This is a genomic window from Nocardioides sp., from assembly GCF_044226305.1.
In the GTDB taxonomy this organism is placed as follows: Bacteria; Actinomycetota; Actinomycetes; order Propionibacteriales; family Nocardioidaceae; genus Nocardioides.
Genome location: NZ_JBGAHF010000021.1, coordinates 18752 through 42388, shown reverse-complemented (window position 1 = coordinate 42388; position 23637 = coordinate 18752). Strand labels below are relative to the sequence as shown.

Genomic DNA, 23637 nt, shown 5'->3' with positions numbered 1-23637 from the left:
CGCCAGCCATGGACATCAACGGAGCAAGTGCCATCGTCACCGGCGGCGCGTCCGGCATCGGTGCCGCGGCCGCGCGCCAGCTCGCCGCTCAGGGCGCCGTGGTGGTCGTCGCCGACCTGCAGGCCGACAAGGGGGAGGCGCTCGCCCAGGAGATCGGCGGCGTGTTCGCCCAGGTCGACGTGACGAACACCGACCAGCTCAAGGCCGCGGTCACCGCCGCCGCCGAGATCGCACCGCTGCGCGCCTGCGTGAACTCGGCCGGCATCGGCTGGGCGCAGCGCACCATCGGCCGCGACGGCGAGTTCGACTCCGCGCACGACCTCGCCGCGTTCAGCCGGGTGATCGCGATCAACCTGATCGGCACCTTCGACATGACCCGCCTCGCCGCGACCGCGATGAGCCGCAACGAGCCCGACGCCGACGGCTGCCGAGGCGCAATCGTCAACCTCGCGAGCGTGGCCGCGTTCGACGGCCAGATCGGCCAGGCGTCGTACTCCGCCTCCAAGGGCGGCGTCGTCGGCATGACCCTCCCGGTCGCCCGCGACCTGTCCGCCTCCGGCATCCGGCTCAACACGATCGCCCCGGGGCTGATCGACACCCCGATCTACGGCGAGGGCGAGGCCTCGGAGGCGTTCAAGGCCAAGCTCGGCGAGAGCGTGCTCTTCCCCAAGCGCCTCGGCGTCCCCGACGAGCTGGCCAGCATGGTCGTCGAGTGCATCACCAACAGCTACATGAACGCCGAGGTGATCCGCGTCGACGGCGGCATCCGGATGCCTCCCAAGTAGGACCGCTCGGCGGCGGGCAGCCGGTATCTGGCCGCCGCCTCCTCGCTCCTGACCGCCAACGGCAGGCCGCTCGGGCCGCCGGGTCAGGAGCGATCCATGAGCAGCGCCCTCAGCGTCGTCGACAGCCCGCCGGCGAGGTACGCCGAGCAGCCCCACCCGGCGTCGCCGTACCTCGAGCTCTCGGTGCCGACCGCGGTCCGGCGGCTCCGTGCGCTCGCCGAGGCCCTGCCCGGGACCGCGATCCACTACGCGGTGAAGGCCAACCCGCAGCCGGAGCTGCTGGCAGCCCTGCACGCCGCGGGCGGCCGGTTCGACGTCGCGAGCCCGGCCGAGGTGACCGCCGCGCTGGCGGCCGGGGCCGCACCCGAGGACCTCGTCTACTCCAACCCGGTCAAGCGCCGCGCCGACGTCGCGTTCGCCGCCGCCCACGGCGTCCGGCTGTTCGTCGTCGACAGCCCCGAGGAGACCGTCAAGGTCGCGGCCGCCGCCCCCGACGCCGCGGTGCTCTGCCGCCTGGTGACCTCGGGCGCGGGCTCGGACTGGCCGCTCTCGCGCAAGTACGGCTGCTCCACCGATGAGGCGATCCGGATCCTGGTCGCCGCCGCGGCGCTCGGCCTCGAGCCCGCCGGCGTGTCCTTCCACGTCGGCTCGCAGCAGCGTGACCCGGAGGCCTGGGCCGCGCCGGTCGCGGCCGCCGCGCGCGTCTTCGCCGCCCTCCGCGCCGAGGGCCTGCAGCCCTGGCTGCTCGACCTCGGCGGCGGCTTCCCCGCCCGCCTGGCCGAGGAGGAGGGTGACGACGACTGCCCGCCCCTGGCGGCGTACGGCGCGGCGATCGACCGCCACCTGCAGCACTCGTTCGGGGCCGACCGCCCACAGACGCTGGTCGAGCCGGGGCGCGCGGTGGTCGCCGAGGCCGGGGTTCTGCACAGCCGGGTGCTCGCCACGCTCACCCGGGGTGGCGTGCGGTGGGTGTTCCTCGACGCCGGCGTCTTCACCGGGCTGGTCGAGACCCTCGACGAGGCGATCCGCTACCCGATCCGCACCTCCCGCGACGGCGGACCGATCGGACCGTGCGTGCTCGCCGGCCCGACCTGCGACAGCGCGGACGTGCTCTACGAGCAGGTCATGGTCCGCCTGCCGCTCGACCTCGCCGAGGGCGACTGGGTGCACCTGGACTCGGCCGGCGCCTACACCAGCTGCTACTCGACCGTCGGCTTCAACGGCTTCCCGCCGCTGCCGACCCTGCTGCGCGACTGAGCCGGCCGTGCGACCCCGGACCGCCGTCGCCGGCCCCCTCACCCGGACGCTGGCCGGGTACGCCGTCGCGTCGGTCGCCACGGCGCTGTGCTGGCCGCTGCTCCTCGTGCTCGCCTGGGACGAGTGGGGCGGCGGGCTGGCCGTCGGGCTCGTCGCCGCCGCCCGGATGGCGCCCTACGTCCTGCTGTCCTGGGCGGTCGGCACCCTCGGCGACCGGGTCCGACGCGACCGGCTGGTGCTCGCGACCCTGCTGCTCCGCCTCGTCCTCCTGGCCGGGGTCGGCGTCGCGGTCGCGGCCGGCTCCCTGCTCGCCGCCGTGCTCCTCGCCGGCCTGGCCGTGGCGAGCGGGCTGCCGGCGTACCCCGCCCTCGGGGCGGCGGTCCCCGGCCTCGCCGGCACCCGCCGCGAGCGCGCCACCGACGCGCTCGTGACGATCGAGGTGTCCGCCTGGGTCGTCGGCCCGGCGCTCGGCGGCCTGCTGCTGCTCCCCGCGACCCGGGCCTGGGTCCCGGCCGTCGCGGTCGCGCTGGTGGCGCTCGCCATCGGCCTGGTCGCGCGCTTGCCGCTGCCGAGCCCGGCCGCGTCCCAGCGGTCGGCCTCCACGGTCGGCGGGATGCTCCGCACGGTGGCCGGCAACCGCCCGGTGCTGCTCGCGCTCGGCACCGCCGGGCTGGTCAACGTGGTCGGCTCGGCGACCGCGCTCGCGCTGCTGCCGCTGACCCGCGAGGCCTGGGGCCAGGGCGACACCGGGTACGGCGTCGCCCTGGCCTGGCTGGGCTTCGGGGCCCTGGCCGCACCGCTGCTGTGGTGGCTCCCGGGTCGCCGCGCCGGCGGCCTGGCCGTGCTGGCCGCGGCGACCGCGGTCGTCGGGGTGGCTCCCGGACCCGCGCCGGCGCTGCCGGTGCTCGCGCTGGCCGGCGCGGTCGCGGTGGTCGTGGAGAGCTCGGTCACCCAGACCATCCAGGTCGCGGTGCCCGACGAGCACCGCGCGGGTGCCCTCGGCCTCGGCGACAGCGTGATGGTGCTCGGGGCGCTGCTCGGCTCGCTGCTCGCGCCGCCGCTGGCGGAGGCCGGCGGCCCGCGGCTCGCCCTCGGGCTCTGCGCAGGTGCCTGCCTGGCGGCGGCGCTGGCGTCTCAGGCGCGCCTGCCCATCCGGGCCAGCAGCCGGACCTGGCGGGAGGCGTCCGCGGGGACGTCGACGGGCGCCTTGAACACGCCGTCGTCGTACGCGTGCTCGCCGAAGCCCTCGAACGCGGCGTCCATCGCGTCCATGTCGGCGTCGGTGAACGTCGTCGGCCGGCCGTTGGCCGAGCCGAGGTCCCAGCCGTGGACGACGAGGTCGAAGCCGTAGAAGTGGTCGAGGGTGGCGCCGACGGTGGTGCGCCCGAAGAAGCCGTCGTACTCCCGGTCGCGCAGCTCGTCGGTGACCTGCGCGCGTACGCCGGACAGGTGGGCCGCCCACACGTCGGCCGGCGATCCGCTGGGCCGGTCGCCCAGCTCGACGCCGTGGCCGGCGAGGAACTGCCGCTCGGTGTCGACGACGTGGTCGACGACCTCGGCCGCGGTCCAGCCCTCGCACGGGCTCGGTGCGGACCAGTCGGTCGTGGCGTCGACGGTGGCGGAGAAGCGGTCTGCCGATTCGAGGAAGAAGGTCATGCCCACCAGCATCGGTGTCCCGTGTCGGCGGCTCTTGAAAGAATCCGACACATGACGGACGAGGCCGGCCCGGGACCCCGGCGGATCGACCCGACCGAGCGGGCGCACCTGCTCGACGCGGCGGGCTACACGCCCCCGATCCACCGCTTCGCGCCGTCCCCGGACCTCGCCCCGGTGGTCCGCCGCTATTGGATGCCGGTCTGGTCGCTGCCGGACGGGCACGTCTCGGTCCAGCGGGTCCTGCAGTACCCCGTCTGCCTGCTCGTGGTGTCCCACGAGTACGCGCTGCTGGTCGGGCCGAGCAGCGGGCTGTCGACCCAGGAGCTCAGCGGCCGCGGCTGGGCGCTCGGCACCATGCTCCAGCCCGCCGCCGGGACCGCCCTCGCCGGCGGGCCGGTCGACCGGCTCACCGACCGCACCGTGCCGCTGCCCGACGCCGAGCTGGCGCGGGGCATCCGCGCGGCGGTCGGCGACGACCCCGACGACCCGGTCCGTCGGGAGGCCGCCGTCGCCGTCGTCGAGCAGGCGCTGCGCCGGCTGCTGCCGGTCGACGAGGAGGGGCTGCTCGTCAACGCGATCGTCGAGCACGTCGAGGGCGACCCCGACGTCCAGCGGGTGAGCCAGGTCTGCGAGAAGTTCGCGATCACGGAGCGCACCCTCCAACGGCTGACCGCACGCCGGATCGGGCTGTCGCCCAAGTGGCTGATCCAGCGCCGCCGCCTGCACGAGGCCGCCGAGCGGCTCGCCGGGGAGGAGCGGCCCGACCTCGCACGGGTCGCCGCCGACCTCGGCTACGCCGACCAGGCCCACTTCGGCCGGGACTTCCGGGCCGTCACCGGGCTCACGCCGGGGGAGTTCGCGGCGGAGCCCAGGCGCTGAGGTCGACGACCAGGTCCGCCCGGTCGCGGCCTGCCTCGACCAGTGCGGCGTTCGCGTCGTCCACTCGGGCGACCCACGCCCGGGCCTCGTCCGGCGACTTGCCGAACTCCACGTGCCGGGCGACCAGCCGCTCCCGGCGTACCTCCTCGTCGGCGACGACGTGCCACACGACGTCCAGCTGCGCCCGGACGGCGCGCCAGCGCGGCTCGTCGAGCAGCAGGTAGTTGCCCTCGGTCACGACGGTGCCGGTGGGCGGCACGAAGATCGCGCCGGCCAGCGGCTGCTCCAGGTCCCGCTCGAAGGCGGGCGCCACGACGTCGTCCTCGCCGGCGCGGACCCGGCGCAGCAGCGCGGCGTACCCCGGCGCGTCGAAGGTCTCCGGCGCCCCCTTGCGGTCCCGCAGCCCGCGGCGCACCAGCTCGACGTCGGCGTAGTGGAAGCCGTCCATCGGCACCACCGGCAGTCCCAGGCTCGCCGCCAGGGTCGACTTCCCGGCGCCGGGAGCCCCGGTGATGCCGAGCAGGCGCGTGCCGGCCGGGACGCGGGGGAGCTGCACGCGGCAACGTTAAGGGTTCGCGCCGCTCAGGCGGGCGAACGTACCCTGGAAGCCGGATGACGAACGCACACGAGATCGACCCCGACTTCACCCTCGAGCACGAGCTGGAGGACACCGACGACTGGGGCGACGAGACGGTCGAGTCGGGCTACGCCGACACCGACCCCGAGGACGACCCGACGACCGGCGCGATGGACCTGGCCGAGCGCCACCAGCTCCGCCGGGTCGCGAGCCTGCGTACCGAGCTCGAGGACATCACCGAGGTCGAGTACCGCCAGCTCCGCCTCGAGCGGGTCGTGCTCGTCGGCGTCTGGACCGACGGCTCGGTCGAGGACGCCGAGAACTCGATGGCCGAGCTCGCGCTGCTCGCCGAGACCGCCGGCTCCGAGGTGCTCGACGCGATCTACCAGCGCCGGCAGTCGCCGGACCCGGCGACGTACGTCGGGCGCGGCAAGGTCGACGGGCTCAAGGAGATCGTGGCGGCGACCGGTGCCGACACCGTCATCTGCGACGGCGAGCTCGCGCCCAGCCAGCTGCGCAACCTCGAGGACCGGCTCGGCGTCAAGGTCGTCGACCGGACCGCGCTGATCCTCGACATCTTCGCCCAGCACGCCAAGTCGCGTGAGGGCCAGGCCCAGGTCGAGCTGGCGCAGCTGAGCTACATGAAGCAGCGACTGCGCGGCTGGGGCGGCAACCTGTCCCGCCAGGCCGGCGGCCGGGTCGCCGCCGGTGCCGGCATCGGCGGCCGCGGTCCCGGTGAGACCAAGATCGAGACCGACCGGCGCCGGATCAACACCAAGATCGCCAAGCTGCGCCGCGACCTGCGCGAGATGAAGGGCACCCGCGACACCAAGCGCCAGGAGCGCCGTCGCCACCACATCCCGAGCGTGTCGATCGCGGGCTACACCAACGCCGGCAAGTCCTCGCTGCTCAACCGCCTGACCGACGCCGGCGTCCTGGTCGAGGACGCCCTGTTCGCGACGCTCGACCCGACCACCCGTCGTACCACCACGGCCGACGGGCGCGTCTACACGATGAGCGACACCGTCGGCTTCGTGCGGCACCTGCCGCACCAGCTGGTCGAGGCGTTCCGCAGCACCCTGGAGGAGGTCGCCGACTCCGACCTGGTCCTGCACGTCGTCGACGGCTCGCACCCCGACCCGGAGGGCCAGATCGCGGCGGTCCGCGAGGTGTTCGCCGAGATCGGCGCCTCTGACGTGCCCGAGCTCGTGGTGATCAACAAGGCCGACGCCGCCGACCCGATGGTGATCGCCCGGCTGCGCCAGCGCGAGCCGCACTCGGTCGTGGTGTCCGCGCGGACCGGCGAGGGCATCGCCGCCGCGCTGCGCGTCATCGAGGGCGAGCTCCCTCGCCCGGGCGTCGAGTTCAAGGCGCTGCTGCCCTACGAGCGCGGCGACCTGATCAACCGGCTCCACCAGCACGGCGAGATCGACTCGATGGAGCACACCAACGACGGCACCATCGTCGTCGGCCGGGCCAACGAGGACCTCGCCGGCGAGCTGGCGTCGTACGCCGTCTGACCGACCCGCCCGGCAGGACGCGTTGGACCCTCGGGCCCGATGACCAAGGCCTCTGGCCCGCCCCGATCCCCGCCGGTGGACTGGGCAACGGGATCGGAGGGAGGTGTCGGCGGTGCTGACGTTGGAGTCCGAGATGACCGTGCCGGGGGTGACCGGGCGCGAGGTCGCCGACTTCATGCTCGACTGCGACGACGACCGGTACCGGGCCTGGTGGCCCGGCACCCACGAGGCCTTCCACGTGGTGGAGCCCGGCTCGCGGTCCGACCACGTGGGCGACCGCGTCTGGATGGACGAGCTGGTGGGGGAGCGGCACCTGCGGATGGCGGCGGTGGTCGTCGCGGTGACACCCGGCGAGCTGATCGTCTGGCGGCTGGTGCCGTGGGGTCTCCGGCTCCCGGTCCGGCTGGCCCTCACGCTGCAGGACCAGCCCGACGGCGTCCGGCTCCGCCACACGCTCACCGCCGGCTGGGCCGGATGGGGACGCATGCTCGACCCGTTGTGGCGGCTCTACTTCACGCGCGCGTTCGCCGCCGCGATGGACCGCCACGCATGCACCGAGTTCCCCCGCCTCGGGAAGCTGCTGCACCCACCGCAGGACCCGGCTCGCTGAGCACGACCCCGGGCGGTGCCACCTGCGCCGACCCGGCGGTCCCGGGCTCGCCGGGAGGTCAGTCGCCGACGGCCTTCTTGCCCCGCTGCACGATGAGCGGGTCCGGCACCCCGACCACGTCGGGGTCCTTGCCGTCGTAGTCGAAGCGGGTGAGGAACGCGCGCATCGCGTTGATCCGGGCCCGCTTCTTGTCGTTGCTCTTGATCGTGGTCCACTGCGCCCACTTGGTGTCGGTGCGCCGGATCATCTCCTCCTTCGCGTCCGTGTAGTCCTCCCACTTGCTCAGGGACTCCAGGTCGATGGGGGAGAGCTTCCACTGCCGCACCGGGTCGACCTGGCGGATGATGAACCGGGTCCGCTGCTCGCCCTGGGTGACGGAGAACCAGAACTTGGTCAGCGAGATGCCGCTGTCGACGATCATCCGCTCGAAGAGCGGGGTCTGGGTCATGAACTGCTCGTACTCCGGCTCGGTGGCGAAGCCCATCACCCGCTCGACGCCGGCGCGGTTGTACCAGGACCGGTCGAAGAGGACCATCTCGCCGGCGGCCGGCAGGTGCCGCACGTAGCGCTGGTAGTACCACTGGCTCTGCTCGCGGTCGCTGGGCTTGGTGAGCGCGACGGTGCGCGCGTAGCGCGGGTTGAGGTGCTCCATGAACCGCTTGATGGTGCCGCCCTTCCCGGCCGCGTCGCGGCCCTCGAAGATCAGCACGTGCCGGGAGCCGTTCTCGTTGGCCCAGTTCTGGAACTTGAGCAGCTCGACCTGCAGCCCGTACTTCAGCTCGTCGTACTCGTGGCGGTCCATCCGTTCGTCGTAGGGGTAGTTCTCCCGCCACGTGTCGACCGCCTTGCCCTGCGGGTCGATGAGGATCGGGTCGTCGTCGTGGTCGTCCCCGATCGTGTGACCCTCGATCTGCAGGTGGTCGATGTACTCGCGCAGGTCCCTCAGCATGTCCCTCACCGTAGGGCTCCGCCGACCCGCGGGAGGGGCGAACGCCGGGGTCAGATGCCGCCCAGGCGCTTGAGGTCGGTGAGGATCGTCTCCAGCCGGTTCACCAGCGAGATGTGGCCCTCGTCGTCGAGGAGGTGCGCCTCGGCCCCGGGGACGGCGGCTGCCAGCCACTCGCCGTGCGCGAAGGGGACCATCGCGTCCTGCCGGCCCTGCCAGATCGCCGCGGGCACCCGGACGTCGGCGAGGTCGAAGCCCCACGGACGCGTCGCGGCCAGCCCGTCGTCGCGGACGCCGACGACGCCCTGGGCGCCGGCGCGGTGGAAGGTGCGCGCCATCCAGTCGACGAGATCGGGGGTCATCGCCTCCCGGTCGACGGGGGTCACCAGCCCGCCCATCGCCTCGGCGAGCTCGCCCGCGGAGACGTGCAGGACCGGCATGAAGCTCTCCTCGAGGTACGCCGTGTAGGCGTCGGCGCCCTGCTCGGCGGCGTGGTACTCGGCGATGTTCTCGTCCGCCATGCCGTCGAACCAGTCCAGCCCGGCGGCGTCGTGCGGCGCCACCCCGGCGACCGAGGTGGTCGCGCGGCACCGGTCGGGGAGCAGCGCGGCGCACGCCAGGGCACGCGGGCCGCCGCCGGACCAGCCGAACGTCAGGAACTCGCCGGCGCCGAGGTGGTCGAGGACCAGCGCCGACTCGGTCACGTCGTCGGCGTAGGTCCCGGCGGCCGGACGCGGCGTCGAGCCGCCGTACCCCGGACGGGAGTAGGTGATCAGCCGCAGCCCGAGGGCGCGGGCGGTGTCGTCCATCGGCTGGTAGGCGGCGACGGCCGAGGGCGACCCGCCGTGGTAGAGCACGGGGTAGCCCTCCGGGTCACCGCCGTCGAGCACCTCGATGGTGCGGTCGTCGGGTCCCGGGACGTGCAGCAGGTCGCTCATCCGGTCAGCAGATCACGATTCGGTAGCGGAGCGGCACTTTCTGCGTCATCCGGGAACATCCGGCCCGTCCCGTCGCTGAACATGGGGCTGGAACGTGTGACCACAGGGTGTGGTCGTGGTGCTCGGGGGGTTCGGACGTGGTGGGTCTGGTGCGTCGACCGGTGGTGTCGGTCGGCCTCGTCGTCGTGCTGCTCGCCACGGTCCTCGTCGTCGCCCTGGGATTCCGTGCCCGGGGCGCCGACGTCGACCGCTGCACCCGCTTCGCCACCGACTCCCACGCCCGGGCCGCGCTCGACAGCGGCACCGGTGAGCGCGTCGTCGTCATCGGCGACTCGTGGTCGGCCGGCCTCGGTCTCGAGCAGGTCGCGGGCTCCTGGCCCTCACGGCTCGGCGGGAGCGTCCACGTGGCCGGCTTCTCCGGCTCCGGGTTCAGCGAGCAGGCGGGGTCCTGCCGCCGGGTCTCGTTCGCGGACCGCGCGCCGGCGGCCCTGCGCGACGGCGCCGGCCTGGTCGTCGTCGAGGGCGGCCTCAACGACGTCGACGTCCCCTCGGCCGACATCCGGTCCGGCTTCGCCCGGCTGATGGGCGAGCTGCACGGGTACGACGTCGTGGTGGTCGGCCCCGCGGCCGCCCCCTCCCGCGCGGACCGGGTGCCGCGGGTCGACGCCCTGCTCGCCCACCTGAGCGCGTCCTACGGTGTCCACTACGTCCGGACCTCGGGCCTGGTGCTGCCCTACCTCGACGACCGGCTGCACCTGACCCCGGCCGGCCACGAGCAGTTCGGCGACTTCGTCGCAGGCCGGATCCTCGCCCTGGCCCCCTAGGATCGGCGCCGTGCGCCATTCCCTCGCGGGCCGCGCGGAGAACGCGATGCAGGCCCGCATCCTCGCCCAGCTGCGCGACGAGGGCCCGCTCTCCAAGGCCCAGCTCGCCGACCTGCTGCAGGTCTCCCGGACGACCATCGCGGCGGAGGTGGGGCGACTCGCCGAGCTCGGCCTGGCCGCCGAGGCGGGACCGGCCGCGTCGCGCGGCGGGCGTCGGTCGACGCTGGTCGACCTGGCGGCGGACATCCGGTTCGTCGGGATCTCGATCGGGGCGACCGGGATGTCGGTCGGTGTCACGGACGGCCGGCTGGCGGTGCTGGCGACCCGGCACCGCGACTGCGACATCCGGCAGGGGCCGGAGCCGGTCCTCGCGACGGCGCTCGAGCTGGTGCGCGAGGTGCTCGACGAGGTCGGTGTCGACAAGCCGATGGGCGCCGGCGTGGGCGTCCCGGGTCCGGTCGACTTCCACCGCGGCGTGTCGGTGTCGCCGCCGATCATGCCCGGCTGGGACGGGTACCCCGTCCGGGACGCCGTCTCGCGCGAGCTGGGCTGTCCGGTGGTGCTCGACAACGACGTCAACGTGCTGGCCGTGGGGGAGCAGCACGCCGGGGTGGCCAAGGGCGCGCGCGACTTCCTCTTCGTCAAGATCGGCACCGGCATCGGCTGCGGCATCGTCATCGACGGCGAGCTCTACCGCGGCGTCAACGGCTGCGCGGGCGACATCGGGCACATCCGCGTCGAGGAGTTCGGGCCGACGTGCGCCTGCGGCAACACCGGCTGCCTCGAGGCGTTCTCCGGCGGTGCGGCGCTGGCGCGCGACGCGACCGCGGCGGCCCGCTCGGGGCGCTCGCCGGCGCTCGCGGCCCTCCTCGAGCAGCACGGCGAGCTCACCGCGGCCGACGTCGGGACGGCGGTGAGCCAGGGCGACGCCCAGGCCGTGCAGCTGATCCGGGACAGCGGCCGGCACGTCGGCCAGGTGCTCGCCGGGCTGGTCTCGTTCTTCAACCCGGGGCTGATCGTCATCGGCGGCCGGGTCACCGGGCTGGGGCACTCGCTCCTCGCCGAGATCCGCGGCGTCACCTACCGGCGGTCCCTGCCGCTGGCCACCGGCAACCTCCCGATCGTGCTCAGTGAGCTCGGCGAGGAGGGCGGGGTGGTCGGAGCCGCCCGGATGATCAGCTCGTCCATCTACGCTCCATGAGGCGCTACTTTCGAAGGTGACTTTCGAAAGTTCGGACAAAACTTTCGCTACTTTCGCTCGAAACGCTTGCCAAAGCGCTTCTATCCTGCCTAGTTTGTGCGGCGTCGCAACAAACGAGTGACGACGATCACGGCGGGAGGTCTCGGGTGCGCAACGCGAACCTCTCCCTGGTGCTCCGGCACCTCCGCGACCACGGCCCGCGCTCGCGGGCCCGGCTCGCCGCCGACCTGGGCCTGACCCGGTCCGCGACCTCCGCGCTCGTGGCCGAGCTCGATGGGCTCGGCCTGGTCCGGTCCGCGGGCGTCGAGCGCGGGAGCGTCGGACGCCCCGGCACCGCCGTCGAGCTGGACGGTGCGTCGGTCTGCGGGATCGGCGCCGAGATCAACGTCAACCACGTCGCGACGATGGCGCTCGACCTCACCGGTGCGGTGGTCTCCGAGCACCGGCTGGCCCTCGACGCCCACCGGCACTCGGTCTCCGAGGTGCTCGACCGGCTCGCCGAGCTCGTCCGCCGCACCGACGCCGACGTCCGGGCCAGCGGTCGGGAGACCGTCGGCTGCGTGGTCGGCGTCGCCGGTCTGCTCGACCGCACCCACGAGGTGCTCACGATCGGCCCCAACCTGCGGTGGAAGGACGTCCCGGTCGGCGCCGAGCTGCGCGGCCGGCTGGGCGCGGCGTACCCGGTCGCGATCGACAACGAGAGCAACCTCGCCGCCGTCGCCGAGGCGACGCCGGGCGACGCCGGGCGCCAGGACATCCTCGTGATCTTCGGCGAGGTCGGCATGGGCGGCGGCATCGTGGTCGGCGGCCGGCCGCTGCGCGGCCACCAGGGGTACGCCGGCGAGTTCGGCCACATGATCGTCGAGCCGGGCGGGCGCCGGTGCGGGTGCGGGCGGGTCGGCTGCTGGGAGACCGTCGCCGGTCTCCGGGCGCTGCTCGACGCGGCCGCCGACCCCGACGACCCGGTGCGCGACCCGGACCTGTCGCTCGAGGAGCGGCTCGCCGAGATCAACCGCCGCGCGGACCTGGGCGACGCCCGCACGCTGGCCGCGCTCGACCAGCTCGGCAGCTGGATCGGCGCCGGGGCCGCGATGCTGGCCAACGCGCTCAACCCCGCGGCGATCGTGCTCAGCGGCTACTACGCCGAGCTCGGCGCGCACCTGCGCCCCACGATCCAGGAGCACCTGCTCGCCGGCGTCCTCGCCCCGCAGGCCGGTGGCACCCGGGTGGAGTTCTCGACGCTCGGCTTCACCGCGGCGGTCCGCGGCGGGGCGACGGTCGCGCTCGAGGCCGTGTTCGACGACCCGACCGTGGTGTCCCCACGGTCCGACGCGCTCATGGGAGGGGCCCGATGACGCTGCTGCAGATGACGGGGATCGTCAAGGAGTTCCCGGGCGTCCGCGCCCTCGACGGCGTCGACCTCGACGTCCGGGCCGGCGAGGTGCACTGCCTGCTCGGCCAGAACGGCGCCGGCAAGTCGACGCTGATCAAGGTGCTCTCGGGGTTCCACCAGCCCGACGCCGGCACCATCGCCTGGGAGGGCGAGACCACCTCGCTGTCGACGCCGGCCAAGGCGATCGAGCGCGGGGTCGCGACGATCTACCAGGAGCTCGACCTGGTGCCGCACCTCGACGTCGCCGAGAACATCTTCCTCGGCCACGAGATCGCACGCGGCGGCTTCAGCCAGCGCGGTCGGGCACATCGCGTGGCCCGGGAGCTGCTCGCCCGGCTTGGGCACCCCGAGATCTCGCCGAGCCGGATCGTCGGCGAGCTCTCGCCCGCCAAGCAGCAGATCGTCAGCATGGCCCGGGCGCTCTCCCGCGACACCCGGCTGCTCGTCCTCGACGAGCCGTCCGCGGTCCTCGACCAGGAGGAGGTCAAGAACCTCTTCCGGGTGATCCACGACCTCACGGCCGAGGGCGTCGCGGTCATCTACATCTCCCACCGGCTGGAGGAGATCCGCGAGATCGGCGACCGGATCACCGTCCTCAAGGACGGGCGGACCGTCGCCACCGGCCTCGCGGTCGCGGACACCCCCACTGCGGAGCTGATCACGCTGATGACCGGCCGCTCGATCGAGTACGTCTTCCCACCCCGGCAGGAGTCGCCCGGTGACGGCGACCCGGTCCTGGAGGTGCGGGGGCTGAGCCTCGCCGGCGTGTTCGCGGACGTCGACCTCACCGTGCGCGCCGGCGAGATCGTCGGCGTCGCCGGCCTGGTCGGCGCCGGGCGCTCCGAGATCATCGAGACGGTGTACGGCGCCCGCCGGTCGTCCTCCGGCACCGTGACCGTGGACGGCAGGACACTGCGCCGCGGCTCGGTGCAGCAGTCGGTGCGAGCCGGCGTCGGGCTCGCACCCGAGGAGCGCAAGAGCCAGGGGCTGCTGCTCGACGAGGCGGTGTTCAAGAACATCACCGTCTCCTCGATGAGGCGCTTCGCCCGCCTCGGCTTCCTCGACCGGGGCGAGGAGCGCCGGCAGGCCACGGAGCTGACCACGAGCCTCGACGTCCGCCCCGAGGGCGTGACGCGAGCGGTGCGCACGCTGTCGGGCGGCAACCAGCAGAAGGTCGTGCTCGCCCGGTGGCTGATGCGCGACTGCCGGGTGCTGCTGCTCGACGAGCCGACCCGCGGCGTCGACGTCGGTGCGCGGTCCGAGATCTACCAGCTCATCCGGTCGCTCGCCGACCGCGGCGTCGCCGTCGTGGTGGTGTCCAGCGAGATCGAGGAGGTGCTCGGCCTGGCGGACCGGGTCCTCGTCGTCCGGGAGGGCGCCATCGTCCACGAGTCCGCCGCTACTGCGATCGACGAGGCCCGCGTCCTCGACCTCGTCATGGAAGGAAAGGTTCCGGCATGAGCCAGGACAGTGCCCGCGTCGAGCGGGCGGCGCTCGAGACCGAGCGAGAGCCGAACCCGGTCCTCGGCCTGCTGCGCACCAGCGTCGGCCGCAACGCCGGCCTGGTCGTCGCGCTGCTGCTGATCTGCGTCGTCGGCGCGTTCACCGCGGGCGACCGCTTCACGTCGAGCGACAACGCGCTCACGATCCTGCGGCTCGCCGCCACGATCGGCGTCGTCAGCATCGGGATGACCTTCGTGATCATCGGTGGCGGCATCGACCTCTCCGTCGGCGCGATCGTCGCGCTGTCGTCGGTGTGGTGCACCACGGTCGCCACCCAGACCATGGCCGAGGACACCCACTGGATCGTGATGGTGGGGGTCGCGCTGATGGTCGGTGCCGGCTGCGGTCTCGTGAACGGGTTGCTGATCGCCTACGGCAACATCGTGCCGTTCATCATGACCCTGGCCATGCTGGCCAGCGCGCGCGGCCTCGCCGAGATCATCAGCGACAAGAAGACGCAGATCATCCCGCGCCAGGGGCTCGCCGAGTTCTTCAACGGCGACTTCCTCGGGGTGAGCGTCCAGATCTGGCTGTTCGCCCTGGTCGCGATCGTCGGCTGGGTCCTGCTCAACCGCACGACGTTCGGCCGGCGCACGGTCGCGGTCGGCGGCAACCTCGAGGCCGCCCGGCTGGCCGGCATCAACGTGAAGCGCCACACCGTCTACCTCTACGTGCTCATCGGCGTCTGCTGCGGCATCGCGGCGCTGATGCTGGTCGCGAAGACCACGACCGGCAGCTCGACGCACGGCACCCTCTACGAGCTCGACGCGATCGCGGCGGTCGTCATTGGCGGCACGCTGCTCACCGGCGGCCGCGGCACCATCGTCGGCACCGTGCTCGGCGTCCTCATCTTCTCGACGCTCACGAACATCTTCATCCTCAACAACCGCTCCTTCTCCGAGCAGTCGCTCTTCAAGGGAGCCATCATCGTCGCCGCCGTGCTCCTCCAGCAGCGGCTGGCGTCTCGGAGCAACACCTAGCACCACCGACGCTGTACCGCTGCACACATCCTCCGCACCACCCGTCTGCACGAACCAAGGAGCACCACCATGTCCCTGCGGTCCACCACCATGAAGTCCAGGAAGCGGTTCGCGACCGTCCTGGTCGCCGGCGTCGCCGTCGTCGGGCTCGCGGCCTGCACGAGCAACGACTCGGGCGGCGGCGACGACGCCAGCGGCGGTACGTCGGCTGCGCCGGCCGGCTCGAACGACGAGAGCGGTGACAAGGTCGTCATCGGGTTCTCCGCCCCCGCGGCCGACCACGGCTGGATGGGCTCGATCACCGAGTCCGCGAAGAACGAGGCCGCGAAGTACGACGACGTCGAGCTCAAGGTCGCCGAGGGCACCAACGACGTGGCCGTCCAGATCAGCCAGGTCGAGACCTTCATCAACGACAAGGTCGACGCGATCGTGCTGCTGCCGTTCGACGGCGCCGCGATGACCCCCGTCGCCCTGAAGGCGATGGCGGCCGGCATCCCGGTCATCAACGTCGACCGCGAGTTCGACGACCCGAACGCCGCCCGCGTCACGGTCCTCGGTGACAACTACGGCATGGGTGTCTCCGCGGGCGCCTACGTCTGCGAGCAGGCCGACGGTGACAAGGACGCGATCGTCGCCGAGATCGCGGGCATCGACTCGCTGCCGCTGACCCAGGACCGCAGCCAGGGCTTCAAGGACGCGCTCGCCGAGTGCGGTCTCGACGTCGACAACCGCGTGGCCGCCGACTTCACGGTCGAGGGCGGCTCGGACGCCGCCGAGCAGCTGCTCCAGGCCGCTCCGAAGATCGACTACCTCTGGAACCACGACGACGACCAGGGCGTCGGCGTGCTCGCCGCGATCGACAACGCCGGTCGCGACGAGTTCACGATGATCGGTGGCGCCGGCTCGAAGAACGCGATGGAGCTCATCCAGTCCGGTGACAGCGTCCTCAAGGCGACGGTCATCTACCCGTCGACCCAGGCCGCCGACGGTGTCAAGCTGGCCCGCCTGCTGGTCCAGGACAAGTCGATGTCGGACCTCGTCGAGGTCGAGGTCCCGCGTACCGTCCAGCTCTACGCCCCGGTGGTCACCGCCGACAACGTCGACCAGTACATCGGATCCGCGTTCAAGTCCTGACCGACCCGTGCCCGCCCCCACGCCATCGTCGTGGGGGCGGGCACACACCCTCCGGGAGACCGCATGACCAGCTCGTCCCTCCGCGTGGCCATGGTCGGCCACGCGTTCATGGGGAACGCGCACTCGCAGGCGTGGCGCACCGCCCCCCACTTCTTCGACCTGCCGCTCCGGCCCGAGATGGCGGTGGTCGTCGGCCGCGACGCCGGCCGGGCCGCCGAGGCCGCCGCCCGGCTCGGCTGGGCGGACAGCTCCACCGACTGGCGCGAGGCGATCGCCCGCGACGACGTCGACCTGGTCGACATCTGCACGCCCGGTGACACGCACGCGGAGATCGCGATCGCGGCGCTGGGCGCCGGCAAGCACGTGCTCTGCGAGAAGCCGCTGGCCAACACCGTCGCCGAGGCCGAGCAGATGACGGCAGCGGCCGAGGAGGCGCGCGCCCACGGCGTCCGCACCATGGTCGGCTTCACCTACCGTCGGGTCCCGGCGATCGCGCTGGCACGGCGGCTGGTCCAGGAGGGCCGGATCGGCGACGTCCGCCACGTCCGCGCCCAGTACCTGCAGGACTGGATCGCCGACCCCGAGGCCCCGCTCTCCTGGCGGCTCGACAAGACCCGGGCGGGCTCCGGCGCCCTCGGCGACATCGGTGCCCACGTCATCGACCTCGCGCAGCACGTCACCGGCGACCGGATCGCCGAGGTCGCCGGCCGGCTCGAGACCTTCGTCAAGGAGCGGCCCTACCCGGCCGGCGACACCGCCGGGACCCTCGGTGGTGGCGGCGCCTCGAGCGAGCGCGGTCCGGTCACCGTCGACGACGCGGTCTCGTTCCTCGCGACGTTCTCCTCCGGCGCGATGGGCGTCTTCGAGGCGACCCGGTTCGCCACCGGCCGCAAGAACGCGATCCGCCTGGAGATCAACGGCTCGCTGGGCAGCGTGGCCTTCGACTTCGAGGACATGAACGTGCTCGAGTACTTCGACGCCCGTGAGGACCCGGAGGTCGGCGGCTTCCGGCGAATCCTCGTCACCGAGCCCGGGCACCCCTACGTCGCCGCCTGGTGGCCGCCCGGCCACGGACTCGGCTACGAGCACGGCTTCACCCACCAGGTCGTCGACCTGGTGGAGGCGCTGGCCGCCGACCGCGACCCGTCGCCGTCGTTCGCCGACGGCCTCCAGGTCCAGCGTGTCCTGGCCGCCGTCGAGACCAGCTCCGACACCCGAACCTGGCAGGAGATCACCCGATGACGACCCTCACCCCCCGCCCGGAGGACAAGTTCAGCTTCGGCCTCTGGACCGTCGGCTGGCAGGGCGTCGACGTCTTCGGGCCGGCCTCGCGGCCCCTGCTCGACCCCGTCGAGGCGACCTACCGGCTCGCGGAGCTCGGCGCCGCCGCCGTGACCTTCCACGACGACGACCTGCTGCCCGACGACACCACCCGCGACGCCACGCTGGAGCGCTTCCAGAAGGCGCTCGCCGACACCGGCCTGCGCGTCGAGATGGTCACGACGAACACGTTCTCCGACCCGGTGTTCAAGGAGGGCGCGATCACGGCCAACAACCGCGAGGTGCGTCGCTACGCGCTGGCCAAGGTGCTGCGCAACATCGACCTGGCCGCCGAGCTCGGCGCCGAGACCTTCGTGATGTGGGGCGGCCGCGAGGGCGCCGAGCACGGGGGCAGCAAGAACGTCCCGGCGGCGATGGACCGGTTCCGCGACGCGCTCAACACCGTGTGCGGCTACGTCAAGGACCGCGGGTACGACCTCCGGTTCGCCCTGGAGCCGAAGCCCAACGAGCCCCGCGGCGACATCCTGCTGCCGAGCATCGGGCACGCCATCGCGCTCATCTCCGAGCTGGACCACCCCGAGATGGTCGGGCTCAACCCCGAGGTCGGGCACGAGGAGATGGCCGGGCTGAACTTCGCGCACGGCATCAGCCAGGCGCTGTGGCACGGCAAGCTCTTCCACCTCGACCTCAACGGCCAGCACGGCCCGCGGTTCGACCAGGACCTGCGCTTCGGCGCCGGCAACCTGCGCGGCGCGTTCTGGACCGTCGACGCGATGCTCGGCGCCGGCACGGACCTGCGGTACGAGGGCTACGTGCACTTCGACTTCAAGCCGCCGCGGGCGGAGGCCGTCGACGGGGTCTGGGAGTCCGCGCGCGCCTGCATGCGCAACTACCTGATCCTGCGCGAGAAGGTCCAGGCGTTCCGGGCCGACCCGGAGGTCGCGGCGGCACTGGAGGCGGCCGGGGTGGCCGAGCTGGCGGTGCCGACGCTCGCGGCCGGCGAGTCCCTCGACGACGTCCGCAACGCGACGTACGACCTCCCGGCGCTGCGCGAGCGCAGCGTCGCCATGGAGGCCCTCGACCAGCTCGCGATCGAGCACCTGCTCGGCGTGCGCTGAGCCCCCGACGTACCGAGAGGAGACACCTGATGACCCGACCGATCACGCTGTTCACCGGCCAGTGGGCCGACCTGCCGTTCGAGGAGGTGGCCCGGCTCGCAGCCGAGTGGGGGTACGACGGGCTCGAGATCGCCTGCTGGGGCGACCACCTCGACCCCTGGCAGGCCGACGACGACGGCTATGTGCAGGGCAAGCTCGACCTGCTCGAGAAGTACGGGTTGACGGTCTACGCGATCTCCAACCACCTCAAGGGTCAGGCGATCTGCGACGACCCGATCGACGCCCGGCACGAGGCGATCCTGTCCTCGCGGGTGTGGGGCGACGGTGACCCCGAGGGCGTGCGGCAGCGCGCGGCCGAGGAGATGAAGATGACGGCGCGGATGGCGCAGAAGCTCGGCATCAAGACCGTCATCGGGTTCACCGGCTCCTCGATCTGGAAGTACGTGGCGATGTTCCCGCCGGCCACCGAGGAGATGGTCGCCGCGGGCTACCGGGACTTCGCGGACCGGTGGAACCCCATCCTCGACGTCTTCGAGGAGTGCGGCGTGCGGTTCGCCCACGAGGTGCACCCCTCCGAGATCGCCTACGACTACTGGACGACGGTCGCCACGATGGAGGCGATCGGGCACCGCGAGAGCTTCGGGCTGAACTGGGACCCGTCGCACTTCGTGTGGCAGGACCTCGACCCGGTCGGGTTCCTCTGGGACTTCAAGGACCGGATCTACCACGTGGACTGCAAGGACGCGAAGCGGCTGACCGGCAACGGCCGCAACGGCCGGCTGGGGTCGCACTTGCCGTGGGCCGACCCGCGGCGGGGCTGGGACTTCGTGTCCACCGGCCACGGTGACGTGCCGTGGGAGCAGTGCTTCCGGATGCTCAACACGATCGGGTACGACGGGCCGATCTCGGTGGAGTGGGAGGACGCCGGGATGGACCGCCTCGTCGGTGCCCCCGAGGCGCTCGAGTTCGTCCGCCGGCTCGCCTTCGACGCCCCCGAGGCGGCCTTCGACGCGGCGTTCGCGACGGACGACTGACCCGGCCTCGACCCTGACCGGCCCCGGCAGCGAGCGGGGCCGGTCAGGTCTCCAGCCGCAGCGCGAGACGGGGACACATCCGCACCGCGACCCTCGCCTCGGCGAGGAGCTCCTCGGTGACCTCGCCGCGGACGATCGGGTAGCCCCACTCGTCGAGGTCGACGATCTCGGGCAGCAGCTCGTGGCACAGCCCGCGAGCGTGGCAGCCGGGCCAGTCGACCCGCAGCCGCGCGCTCATGACGCGCACCTGCCGGACCCGTGGGCGGCGGTCTCGGCGGGGAAGGCGGTGAGCATCGACCGGACCAGCCGGACCGTGCCGTCCGGGTGGGCGCACGCGCCGCGGCCGGTGACGAGCGCCGCCAGCTCCTCGACCCGGTCGGTGGGACCGGTGCCGCCGGCGACGGCACGGACCGCGGTGGCCAGGGCGGGCAGGCCGTTGAAGCAGGGGCCGCACCGTCCGGCGCTCTGGCTCGCGAGGTAGTCGACGACGCGGGCGGTGAACGCCACCGGGCACTCGGCGGGGCAGACCAGCACCCCGGCCCCGAGCGGGGTCCCGGCCGCCCGCATCGCGTCGACCGAGACGGTCCCGGTCGCCAGGTCCTCCCAGCGCAGCCAGGTGCCGTGGAAGCCGCCGACCAGGACCGGGCGGCCCGCCCAGGTGTCGGGCAGGACGTCGCGCCACGGCGTGCCGAAGGCGACCTCGACCACCGCGGGCGTCGGCGCGGACAGGGTGAGCAGGGTGGTTCCCGGCTCCTCGGGGGTCCCGTGGGCGGCGTACCGCTCCTCGCCGACCAGGACCAGCCGGCCCACCTGGGCCCAGGTCTCGGCGTTCGACAGGAGTGTCGGCCGGCCACGGTGGCCGGAGACCGCCTCGGGTGTCCAGGCGGTGACGGGCAGGTTCGGGCGCCCGCCCATCAGCTCGAGCACCGCGCGTGCCTGACCGGCGACGAAGCGGGCCTCGGCCGTGTGCACGACGATCGTCAGCCGGTCGTCGCGCTCGTCGAGGGCGGCGAGGACCGACGCCGCGACGCGCGGCCGCTCCGCCGGTACGACGACGTGCAGCTCCCGCGCGCCCAGGGCTCGGGCGGTGACGACGGCGCCGTCGAGCACCAGGTGCGGACGGGTGGTCGCGAGCGCGCAGTCCTTGGCGCTCGCCGGCTCACCCTCGCTGAGGTTGACCACGACCACGGGCCGCCGTCCCGCCGCGGCCGTGCGCAGCTTGGTCTCGAACGGGAAGGCGGCACCGCCCCGGCCGCGGACGCGGAGCCGGGCCAGCGACCCCAGGAGGTCGTCGAGCCGCAGGCGGGGCAGGCTGCCGTACTGCGCGCGGTGGGCGGCCAGGTCGGCGCGGCCCCCCACGCCCGACAGCAGGGCCGGGCCGGGGAGGACGCGCGGCGCCCCGGAGACCGGGACCGGCGACGCGGTCACGACCGGCTCCCCAGGGCGACGGGCCGTCGGTCGGAGCGGTCGACGACCAGGCGGCCGAGCCGCAGCGCGACCGCACCGGCGACGGCGCCGACGCTGGCCATGAAGAGCACGGTGGACCAGGTGGTCCCGGCCGCGGCGTCGGTGCCGATGCCCATCCCGTGCACGAGGGCGGCGACCCACCCGGCGTACGCGAGCAGGTGGACCGCTCGCCAGGAGCGGTGCCGCATCCGGGTCCGCAGGAGGCTGGTGAGCGCCACGACGACGAACAGGTCCAGCGAGAGCGTGCCGAGCCCCAGCCACAGGGGCTGGTAGGTCGAGCCGACGAACGGCACCAGCGCCTGCCACCAGCGGATGTCGACGTAGCTGTCGACGACCGCGGTGGCGACGTGCACCCCCAGCATCGTCACCGACAGCAGGGCCAGGTCGCGGTGGACGGACTGGGTGAGGAAGCGCGGCACGCGCCCGCGCCCGGCGCGGCCACCGGTGGCGAGGATCCCGAGGACCGTCGTCAGCGTGAAGAGCGCGAGGATGACGAAACCGGTGCCCCGGTTCATGTACCACAGGAACGGACCGTCGATCATGCGCCTCTCCTCTGCTCCTCGGGTTCGGTCGGCCAGGTCCCGGTGGTGCGGACCTGTCCGTCGGCGGCGACCAGGCGGGCGGTCACGCCACGCTCGGTGAGCCATCGGGGTGCCTCCGCGCCGAGCACGACCGCGGTCGTGGTGGCGGCGTTGGCGGCCGCGCAGGTCGGGCCGGTCGCCGTGACCGTGCGCCACACCTCGGGGCAGGGGCGGCCCGTGCGGGGGTCGATCAGGTGATGCAGGCGTACGCCGCGTCGGGCCCAGCGCCGCACCCGGGTGCTGGAGGTGGCGAGCCCGCCCCGGTCCAGGCCGACGGTGGCCTCGACCGGCCCGGCCGGGTGGGTCGAGATCGCCACCGGCCAGGGGTCGCCGTCGGGGGCCGCGATGGCGAGGTCGCCGCCGAGGCTGACGAGGGCGGAGCCGGACAGCTCCTGGGCGAACGCGGTTGCCACGACGTCGGCCGCCCAGGCCTTGCCGGTCGAGCCGAGGTCGAGGGCGGTGCCGAAGGGGACCTGGATCGCGCCGTCGGGGTCCAGCCCGATCTCGCGCCACTGGCCCAGGTGGGGGGCGTCGGACGGCCACACGACCGTGGGTGTCTCCGCCTCGGCCGGGACCTCGGCGAAGTCGCGGTCGTAGCCGAGCTGCACCAGCGGCCGGCCGAGGAGCGGGTGGACCAGCCCGTCGGTCTGCTCGGCGGCGGCGCAGGCAGCGGTGACCGCGGCCACCAGGAGCGGGTCGACCTCGACCCACTGCCCGGCGCCGGCGTTGGCGCGGGAGAGGTCGGAGTCGGGCTTGAACCTGCTGCAGGTCCGGTCGACGTCGGCGAGCACGGTCTCGGCGAGCCGACGCGCGCCGGCCAGGTCGCCCTCGCGGCGGGTGGCCACGAAGACGTAGGTGCCGAGGGCCGAGAACATCGCGGTCGACATCGGGGTGGACATCGGCTCAGGAGCCCGAGCTCGGTGCGGGCGCGCTGTGCTGGGGTGCCGGCGCGGAGGGGGTGTGCGAGACCGGCTGCGAGACCGGCTGGGAGACCGTGCCGCCGGAGCCGACCGGCGCGGACGGGGCACCCTGCACGTAGCGGGTCGTCACGTGGGTGCGGTGCGGCCGCTGCCGGAGCACGACGTCCTCCTCCTCGCGGTCCGAGCGGGAGGAGTCCTTCCGCTGCGGGTGCGCGCGGTGCGAGGTGCGCCATGCGGCGCGGGCCTGGGCACCCTGCCGGCCCTGGTTCGCCTGGCCGCTCTGGGGTGCCTGGTCGGCCTGGGTGGTGGAGGCGGCGGTGCCGGCCAGCCAGCCGGTGGCGGACATGGCGGCGATCGCGGTGAGCCCGGAGACGGCGGCGACGGCGAGTCGTGAGCGGTCCCGGGCAGTCGGTGTGGAAGCCATGGAGACACCGTGTCGGAGCCGGGCGCAAGGGTGCCTCATCGCTCCGTCAAGTCGAGGTCATGCCTTCCTTGACCCAGCCTTGACGTTCTCGCGAGGTGCCGACAACCCGGCCGGGCGCACGCTCGGCGCATGAAGATCATGTCTGTCCTCGTGCTGATCGCTGTCGTCACTGTCGGCCTCGCCGCCGGCACCTTCGCCTACCAGACCGCCGCCGACGCCGGCGGGTCGAGCCAGGCCGCCGGGGCGAGCGCCGCCGCCGTCCCCGCTGCGCCGGCGGCACACCCGGCGCGCGCCGAGCACCGCGGCCACCAGCGGCCGAAGGTCCGCTGGGCCCCCTGCAAGCCGCCGGCCGTGCTGCAGGGCAAGGTCTGCGTCACCGAGGAGGTGCACACGGTCGTCGTCCCGGCACCTCCGGTCGCGGCGGCCCCGGCCGCCCCCGCTGCCCCTGCCCCCGCGCCGCCCGCCACCTCCGGCGGCGGCGGAGACCACGGCGGTGAGGGCGTCGAGCCCGCCGAGTACGAGCACGGCGACCAGGAGCACGGCGAGGGTGGCGGCGGTGGCGAGCACGAGGGCGGCGGCTCCGGGGACGACTGAGCCCGTGACCAGGCC

The 23637-nt window shown here is 73.5% G+C and carries 24 protein-coding genes and 1 pseudogene; 16 read left to right on the top strand and 9 right to left on the bottom strand.

Annotated elements, in window-relative coordinates; all coding sequences use genetic code 11:
• Positions 1 to 8 precede the first annotated feature (8 nt).
• The 3 genes and pseudogenes from ACILQ5_RS18310 to ACILQ5_RS18300 form a co-directional block, all read left to right on the top strand.
• Complete coding sequence (locus tag ACILQ5_RS18310) at positions 9 to 785, top strand: SDR family NAD(P)-dependent oxidoreductase (RefSeq protein WP_395659467.1); 777 nt, start codon at positions 9 to 11, stop codon at positions 783 to 785.
• A 96-nt stretch (positions 786 to 881) separates the two neighbouring features.
• On the top strand, positions 882 to 2042 hold the full coding sequence (locus tag ACILQ5_RS18305; RefSeq protein WP_395659466.1) for a type III PLP-dependent enzyme: 1161 nt from the start codon (positions 882 to 884) through the stop codon (positions 2040 to 2042).
• Positions 2043 to 2049: 7 nt separating this feature from the next.
• Positions 2050 to 3141: pseudogene (locus ACILQ5_RS18300) on the top strand (MFS transporter); the annotation flags it as partial.
• 35 nt (positions 3142 to 3176) lie between these two features.
• On the opposite strand, the gene ACILQ5_RS18295 reads toward ACILQ5_RS18300, so the two are convergent.
• Positions 3177 to 3698, bottom strand: a complete 522-nt coding sequence (locus ACILQ5_RS18295; RefSeq protein WP_395659465.1) for a maleylpyruvate isomerase family mycothiol-dependent enzyme — start codon at positions 3696 to 3698, stop codon at positions 3177 to 3179.
• 51 nt (positions 3699 to 3749) lie between these two features.
• Here ACILQ5_RS18295 and ACILQ5_RS18290 point away from each other — a divergent pair, with 51 nt between their 5' ends.
• Positions 3750 to 4577 carry a helix-turn-helix domain-containing protein gene (locus ACILQ5_RS18290; protein ID WP_395659464.1) on the top strand — a complete coding sequence of 276 codons (828 nt, stop codon included), beginning with the start codon at positions 3750 to 3752 and terminating at the stop codon, positions 4575 to 4577.
• Here the strand turns inward: ACILQ5_RS18290 and ACILQ5_RS18285 are convergent.
• On the bottom strand, positions 4540 to 5133 hold the full coding sequence (locus ACILQ5_RS18285; protein ID WP_395659463.1) for a nucleoside/nucleotide kinase family protein: 594 nt from the start codon (positions 5131 to 5133) through the stop codon (positions 4540 to 4542). The two genes, ACILQ5_RS18290 and ACILQ5_RS18285, sit on opposite strands and share 38 nt — an antisense overlap.
• 56 nt (positions 5134 to 5189) lie before the next feature.
• On the opposite strand from ACILQ5_RS18285, the gene hflX reads away from it, so the two are divergent.
• Complete coding sequence (hflX, locus tag ACILQ5_RS18280) at positions 5190 to 6674, top strand: GTPase HflX (RefSeq protein ID WP_395659462.1); 1485 nt, start codon at positions 5190 to 5192, stop codon at positions 6672 to 6674.
• A 112-nt stretch (positions 6675 to 6786) separates the two neighbouring features.
• Complete coding sequence (locus ACILQ5_RS18275; protein ID WP_395659461.1) at positions 6787 to 7284, top strand: hypothetical protein; 498 nt, start codon at positions 6787 to 6789, stop codon at positions 7282 to 7284.
• A gap of 58 nt (positions 7285 to 7342) precedes the next feature.
• Here the strand turns inward: ACILQ5_RS18275 and ppk2 are convergent, their stop codons facing one another.
• Both ppk2 and ACILQ5_RS18265 read right to left on the bottom strand, forming a co-directional pair.
• Entirely contained in the window at positions 7343 to 8233 is an 891-nt protein-coding gene (gene ppk2 / locus ACILQ5_RS18270) for a polyphosphate kinase 2 (RefSeq protein WP_395659460.1), read from the bottom strand.
• A 50-nt stretch (positions 8234 to 8283) separates the two neighbouring features.
• Positions 8284 to 9168, bottom strand: a complete 885-nt coding sequence (locus ACILQ5_RS18265) for an alpha/beta fold hydrolase (protein WP_395659459.1) — start codon at positions 9166 to 9168, stop codon at positions 8284 to 8286.
• 149 nt (positions 9169 to 9317) lie between these two features.
• On the opposite strand from ACILQ5_RS18265, the gene ACILQ5_RS18260 reads away from it, so the two are divergent.
• The 9 genes from ACILQ5_RS18260 (at position 9318) to ACILQ5_RS18220 (ending at position 19636) form a co-directional block, all read left to right on the top strand.
• Positions 9318 to 9992 carry an SGNH/GDSL hydrolase family protein gene (locus ACILQ5_RS18260; RefSeq protein ID WP_395659458.1) on the top strand — a complete coding sequence of 225 codons (675 nt, stop codon included), beginning with the start codon at positions 9318 to 9320 and terminating at the stop codon, positions 9990 to 9992.
• A 10-nt stretch (positions 9993 to 10002) separates the two neighbouring features.
• Positions 10003 to 11193 (top strand): ROK family transcriptional regulator, encoded by a 1191-nt coding sequence (locus ACILQ5_RS18255; protein ID WP_395659457.1) that lies wholly within the window; start codon positions 10003 to 10005, stop codon positions 11191 to 11193.
• Between the two features lie 146 nt (positions 11194 to 11339).
• Entirely contained in the window at positions 11340 to 12548 is a 1209-nt protein-coding gene (locus ACILQ5_RS18250) for an ROK family protein (protein ID WP_395659456.1), read from the top strand.
• Positions 12545 to 14047 (top strand): sugar ABC transporter ATP-binding protein, encoded by a 1503-nt coding sequence (locus tag ACILQ5_RS18245; RefSeq protein ID WP_395659455.1) that lies wholly within the window; start codon positions 12545 to 12547, stop codon positions 14045 to 14047. The genes ACILQ5_RS18250 and ACILQ5_RS18245 overlap by 4 nt, the downstream gene beginning before the upstream one ends.
• Positions 14044 to 15069: an ABC transporter permease gene (locus ACILQ5_RS18240; RefSeq protein ID WP_395659454.1), complete on the top strand. Its 1026-nt coding sequence runs from the start codon at positions 14044 to 14046 to the stop codon at positions 15067 to 15069. Before ACILQ5_RS18245 ends, ACILQ5_RS18240 begins: the two co-directional genes overlap by 4 nt.
• A 69-nt stretch (positions 15070 to 15138) precedes the next feature.
• Positions 15139 to 16203 carry a substrate-binding domain-containing protein gene (locus ACILQ5_RS18235; protein WP_395659453.1) on the top strand — a complete coding sequence of 355 codons (1065 nt, stop codon included), beginning with the start codon at positions 15139 to 15141 and terminating at the stop codon, positions 16201 to 16203.
• 63 nt (positions 16204 to 16266) lie between these two features.
• A complete protein-coding gene (locus ACILQ5_RS18230) occupies positions 16267 to 17445 on the top strand; it encodes a Gfo/Idh/MocA family protein (RefSeq protein WP_395659452.1) in 1179 nt (392 codons plus the stop codon).
• A complete protein-coding gene (gene xylA, locus ACILQ5_RS18225) occupies positions 17442 to 18602 on the top strand; it encodes a xylose isomerase (RefSeq protein ID WP_395659451.1) in 1161 nt (386 codons plus the stop codon). The genes ACILQ5_RS18230 and xylA overlap by 4 nt, the downstream gene beginning before the upstream one ends.
• A 29-nt stretch (positions 18603 to 18631) precedes the next feature.
• Positions 18632 to 19636 carry a sugar phosphate isomerase/epimerase family protein gene (locus tag ACILQ5_RS18220; RefSeq protein ID WP_395659450.1) on the top strand — a complete coding sequence of 335 codons (1005 nt, stop codon included), beginning with the start codon at positions 18632 to 18634 and terminating at the stop codon, positions 19634 to 19636.
• A gap of 43 nt (positions 19637 to 19679) precedes the next feature.
• On the opposite strand, the gene ACILQ5_RS18215 is transcribed toward ACILQ5_RS18220, so the two are convergent.
• Genes ACILQ5_RS18215 through ACILQ5_RS18195 form a run of 5 tightly spaced genes read right to left on the bottom strand, consistent with a single transcriptional unit; the run spans position 19680 to position 23028 of the window.
• Positions 19680 to 19874 carry a ferredoxin gene (locus tag ACILQ5_RS18215; RefSeq protein ID WP_395659449.1) on the bottom strand — a complete coding sequence of 65 codons (195 nt, stop codon included), beginning with the start codon at positions 19872 to 19874 and terminating at the stop codon, positions 19680 to 19682.
• Positions 19871 to 21064 carry an NADH-ubiquinone oxidoreductase-F iron-sulfur binding region domain-containing protein gene (locus ACILQ5_RS18210; RefSeq protein ID WP_395659448.1) on the bottom strand — a complete coding sequence of 398 codons (1194 nt, stop codon included), beginning with the start codon at positions 21062 to 21064 and terminating at the stop codon, positions 19871 to 19873. The genes ACILQ5_RS18215 and ACILQ5_RS18210 overlap by 4 nt, the downstream gene beginning before the upstream one ends.
• Positions 21061 to 21645 (bottom strand): ferric reductase, encoded by a 585-nt coding sequence (locus ACILQ5_RS18205; RefSeq protein ID WP_395659447.1) that lies wholly within the window; start codon positions 21643 to 21645, stop codon positions 21061 to 21063. Before ACILQ5_RS18205 ends, ACILQ5_RS18210 begins: the two co-directional genes overlap by 4 nt.
• Entirely contained in the window at positions 21642 to 22583 is a 942-nt protein-coding gene (locus tag ACILQ5_RS18200) for an FAD:protein FMN transferase (RefSeq protein ID WP_395659446.1), read from the bottom strand. The genes ACILQ5_RS18205 and ACILQ5_RS18200 overlap by 4 nt, the downstream gene beginning before the upstream one ends.
• 4 nt (positions 22584 to 22587) lie before the next feature.
• A complete protein-coding gene (locus ACILQ5_RS18195; protein WP_395659445.1) occupies positions 22588 to 23028 on the bottom strand; it encodes a hypothetical protein in 441 nt (146 codons plus the stop codon).
• Positions 23029 to 23157: 129 nt separating this feature from the next.
• Between ACILQ5_RS18195 and ACILQ5_RS18190 the strand changes: the two genes are divergently transcribed.
• Positions 23158 to 23622, top strand: a complete 465-nt coding sequence (locus tag ACILQ5_RS18190; protein ID WP_395659444.1) for a hypothetical protein — start codon at positions 23158 to 23160, stop codon at positions 23620 to 23622.
• The last annotated feature ends 15 nt before the right edge of the window (positions 23623 to 23637 follow it).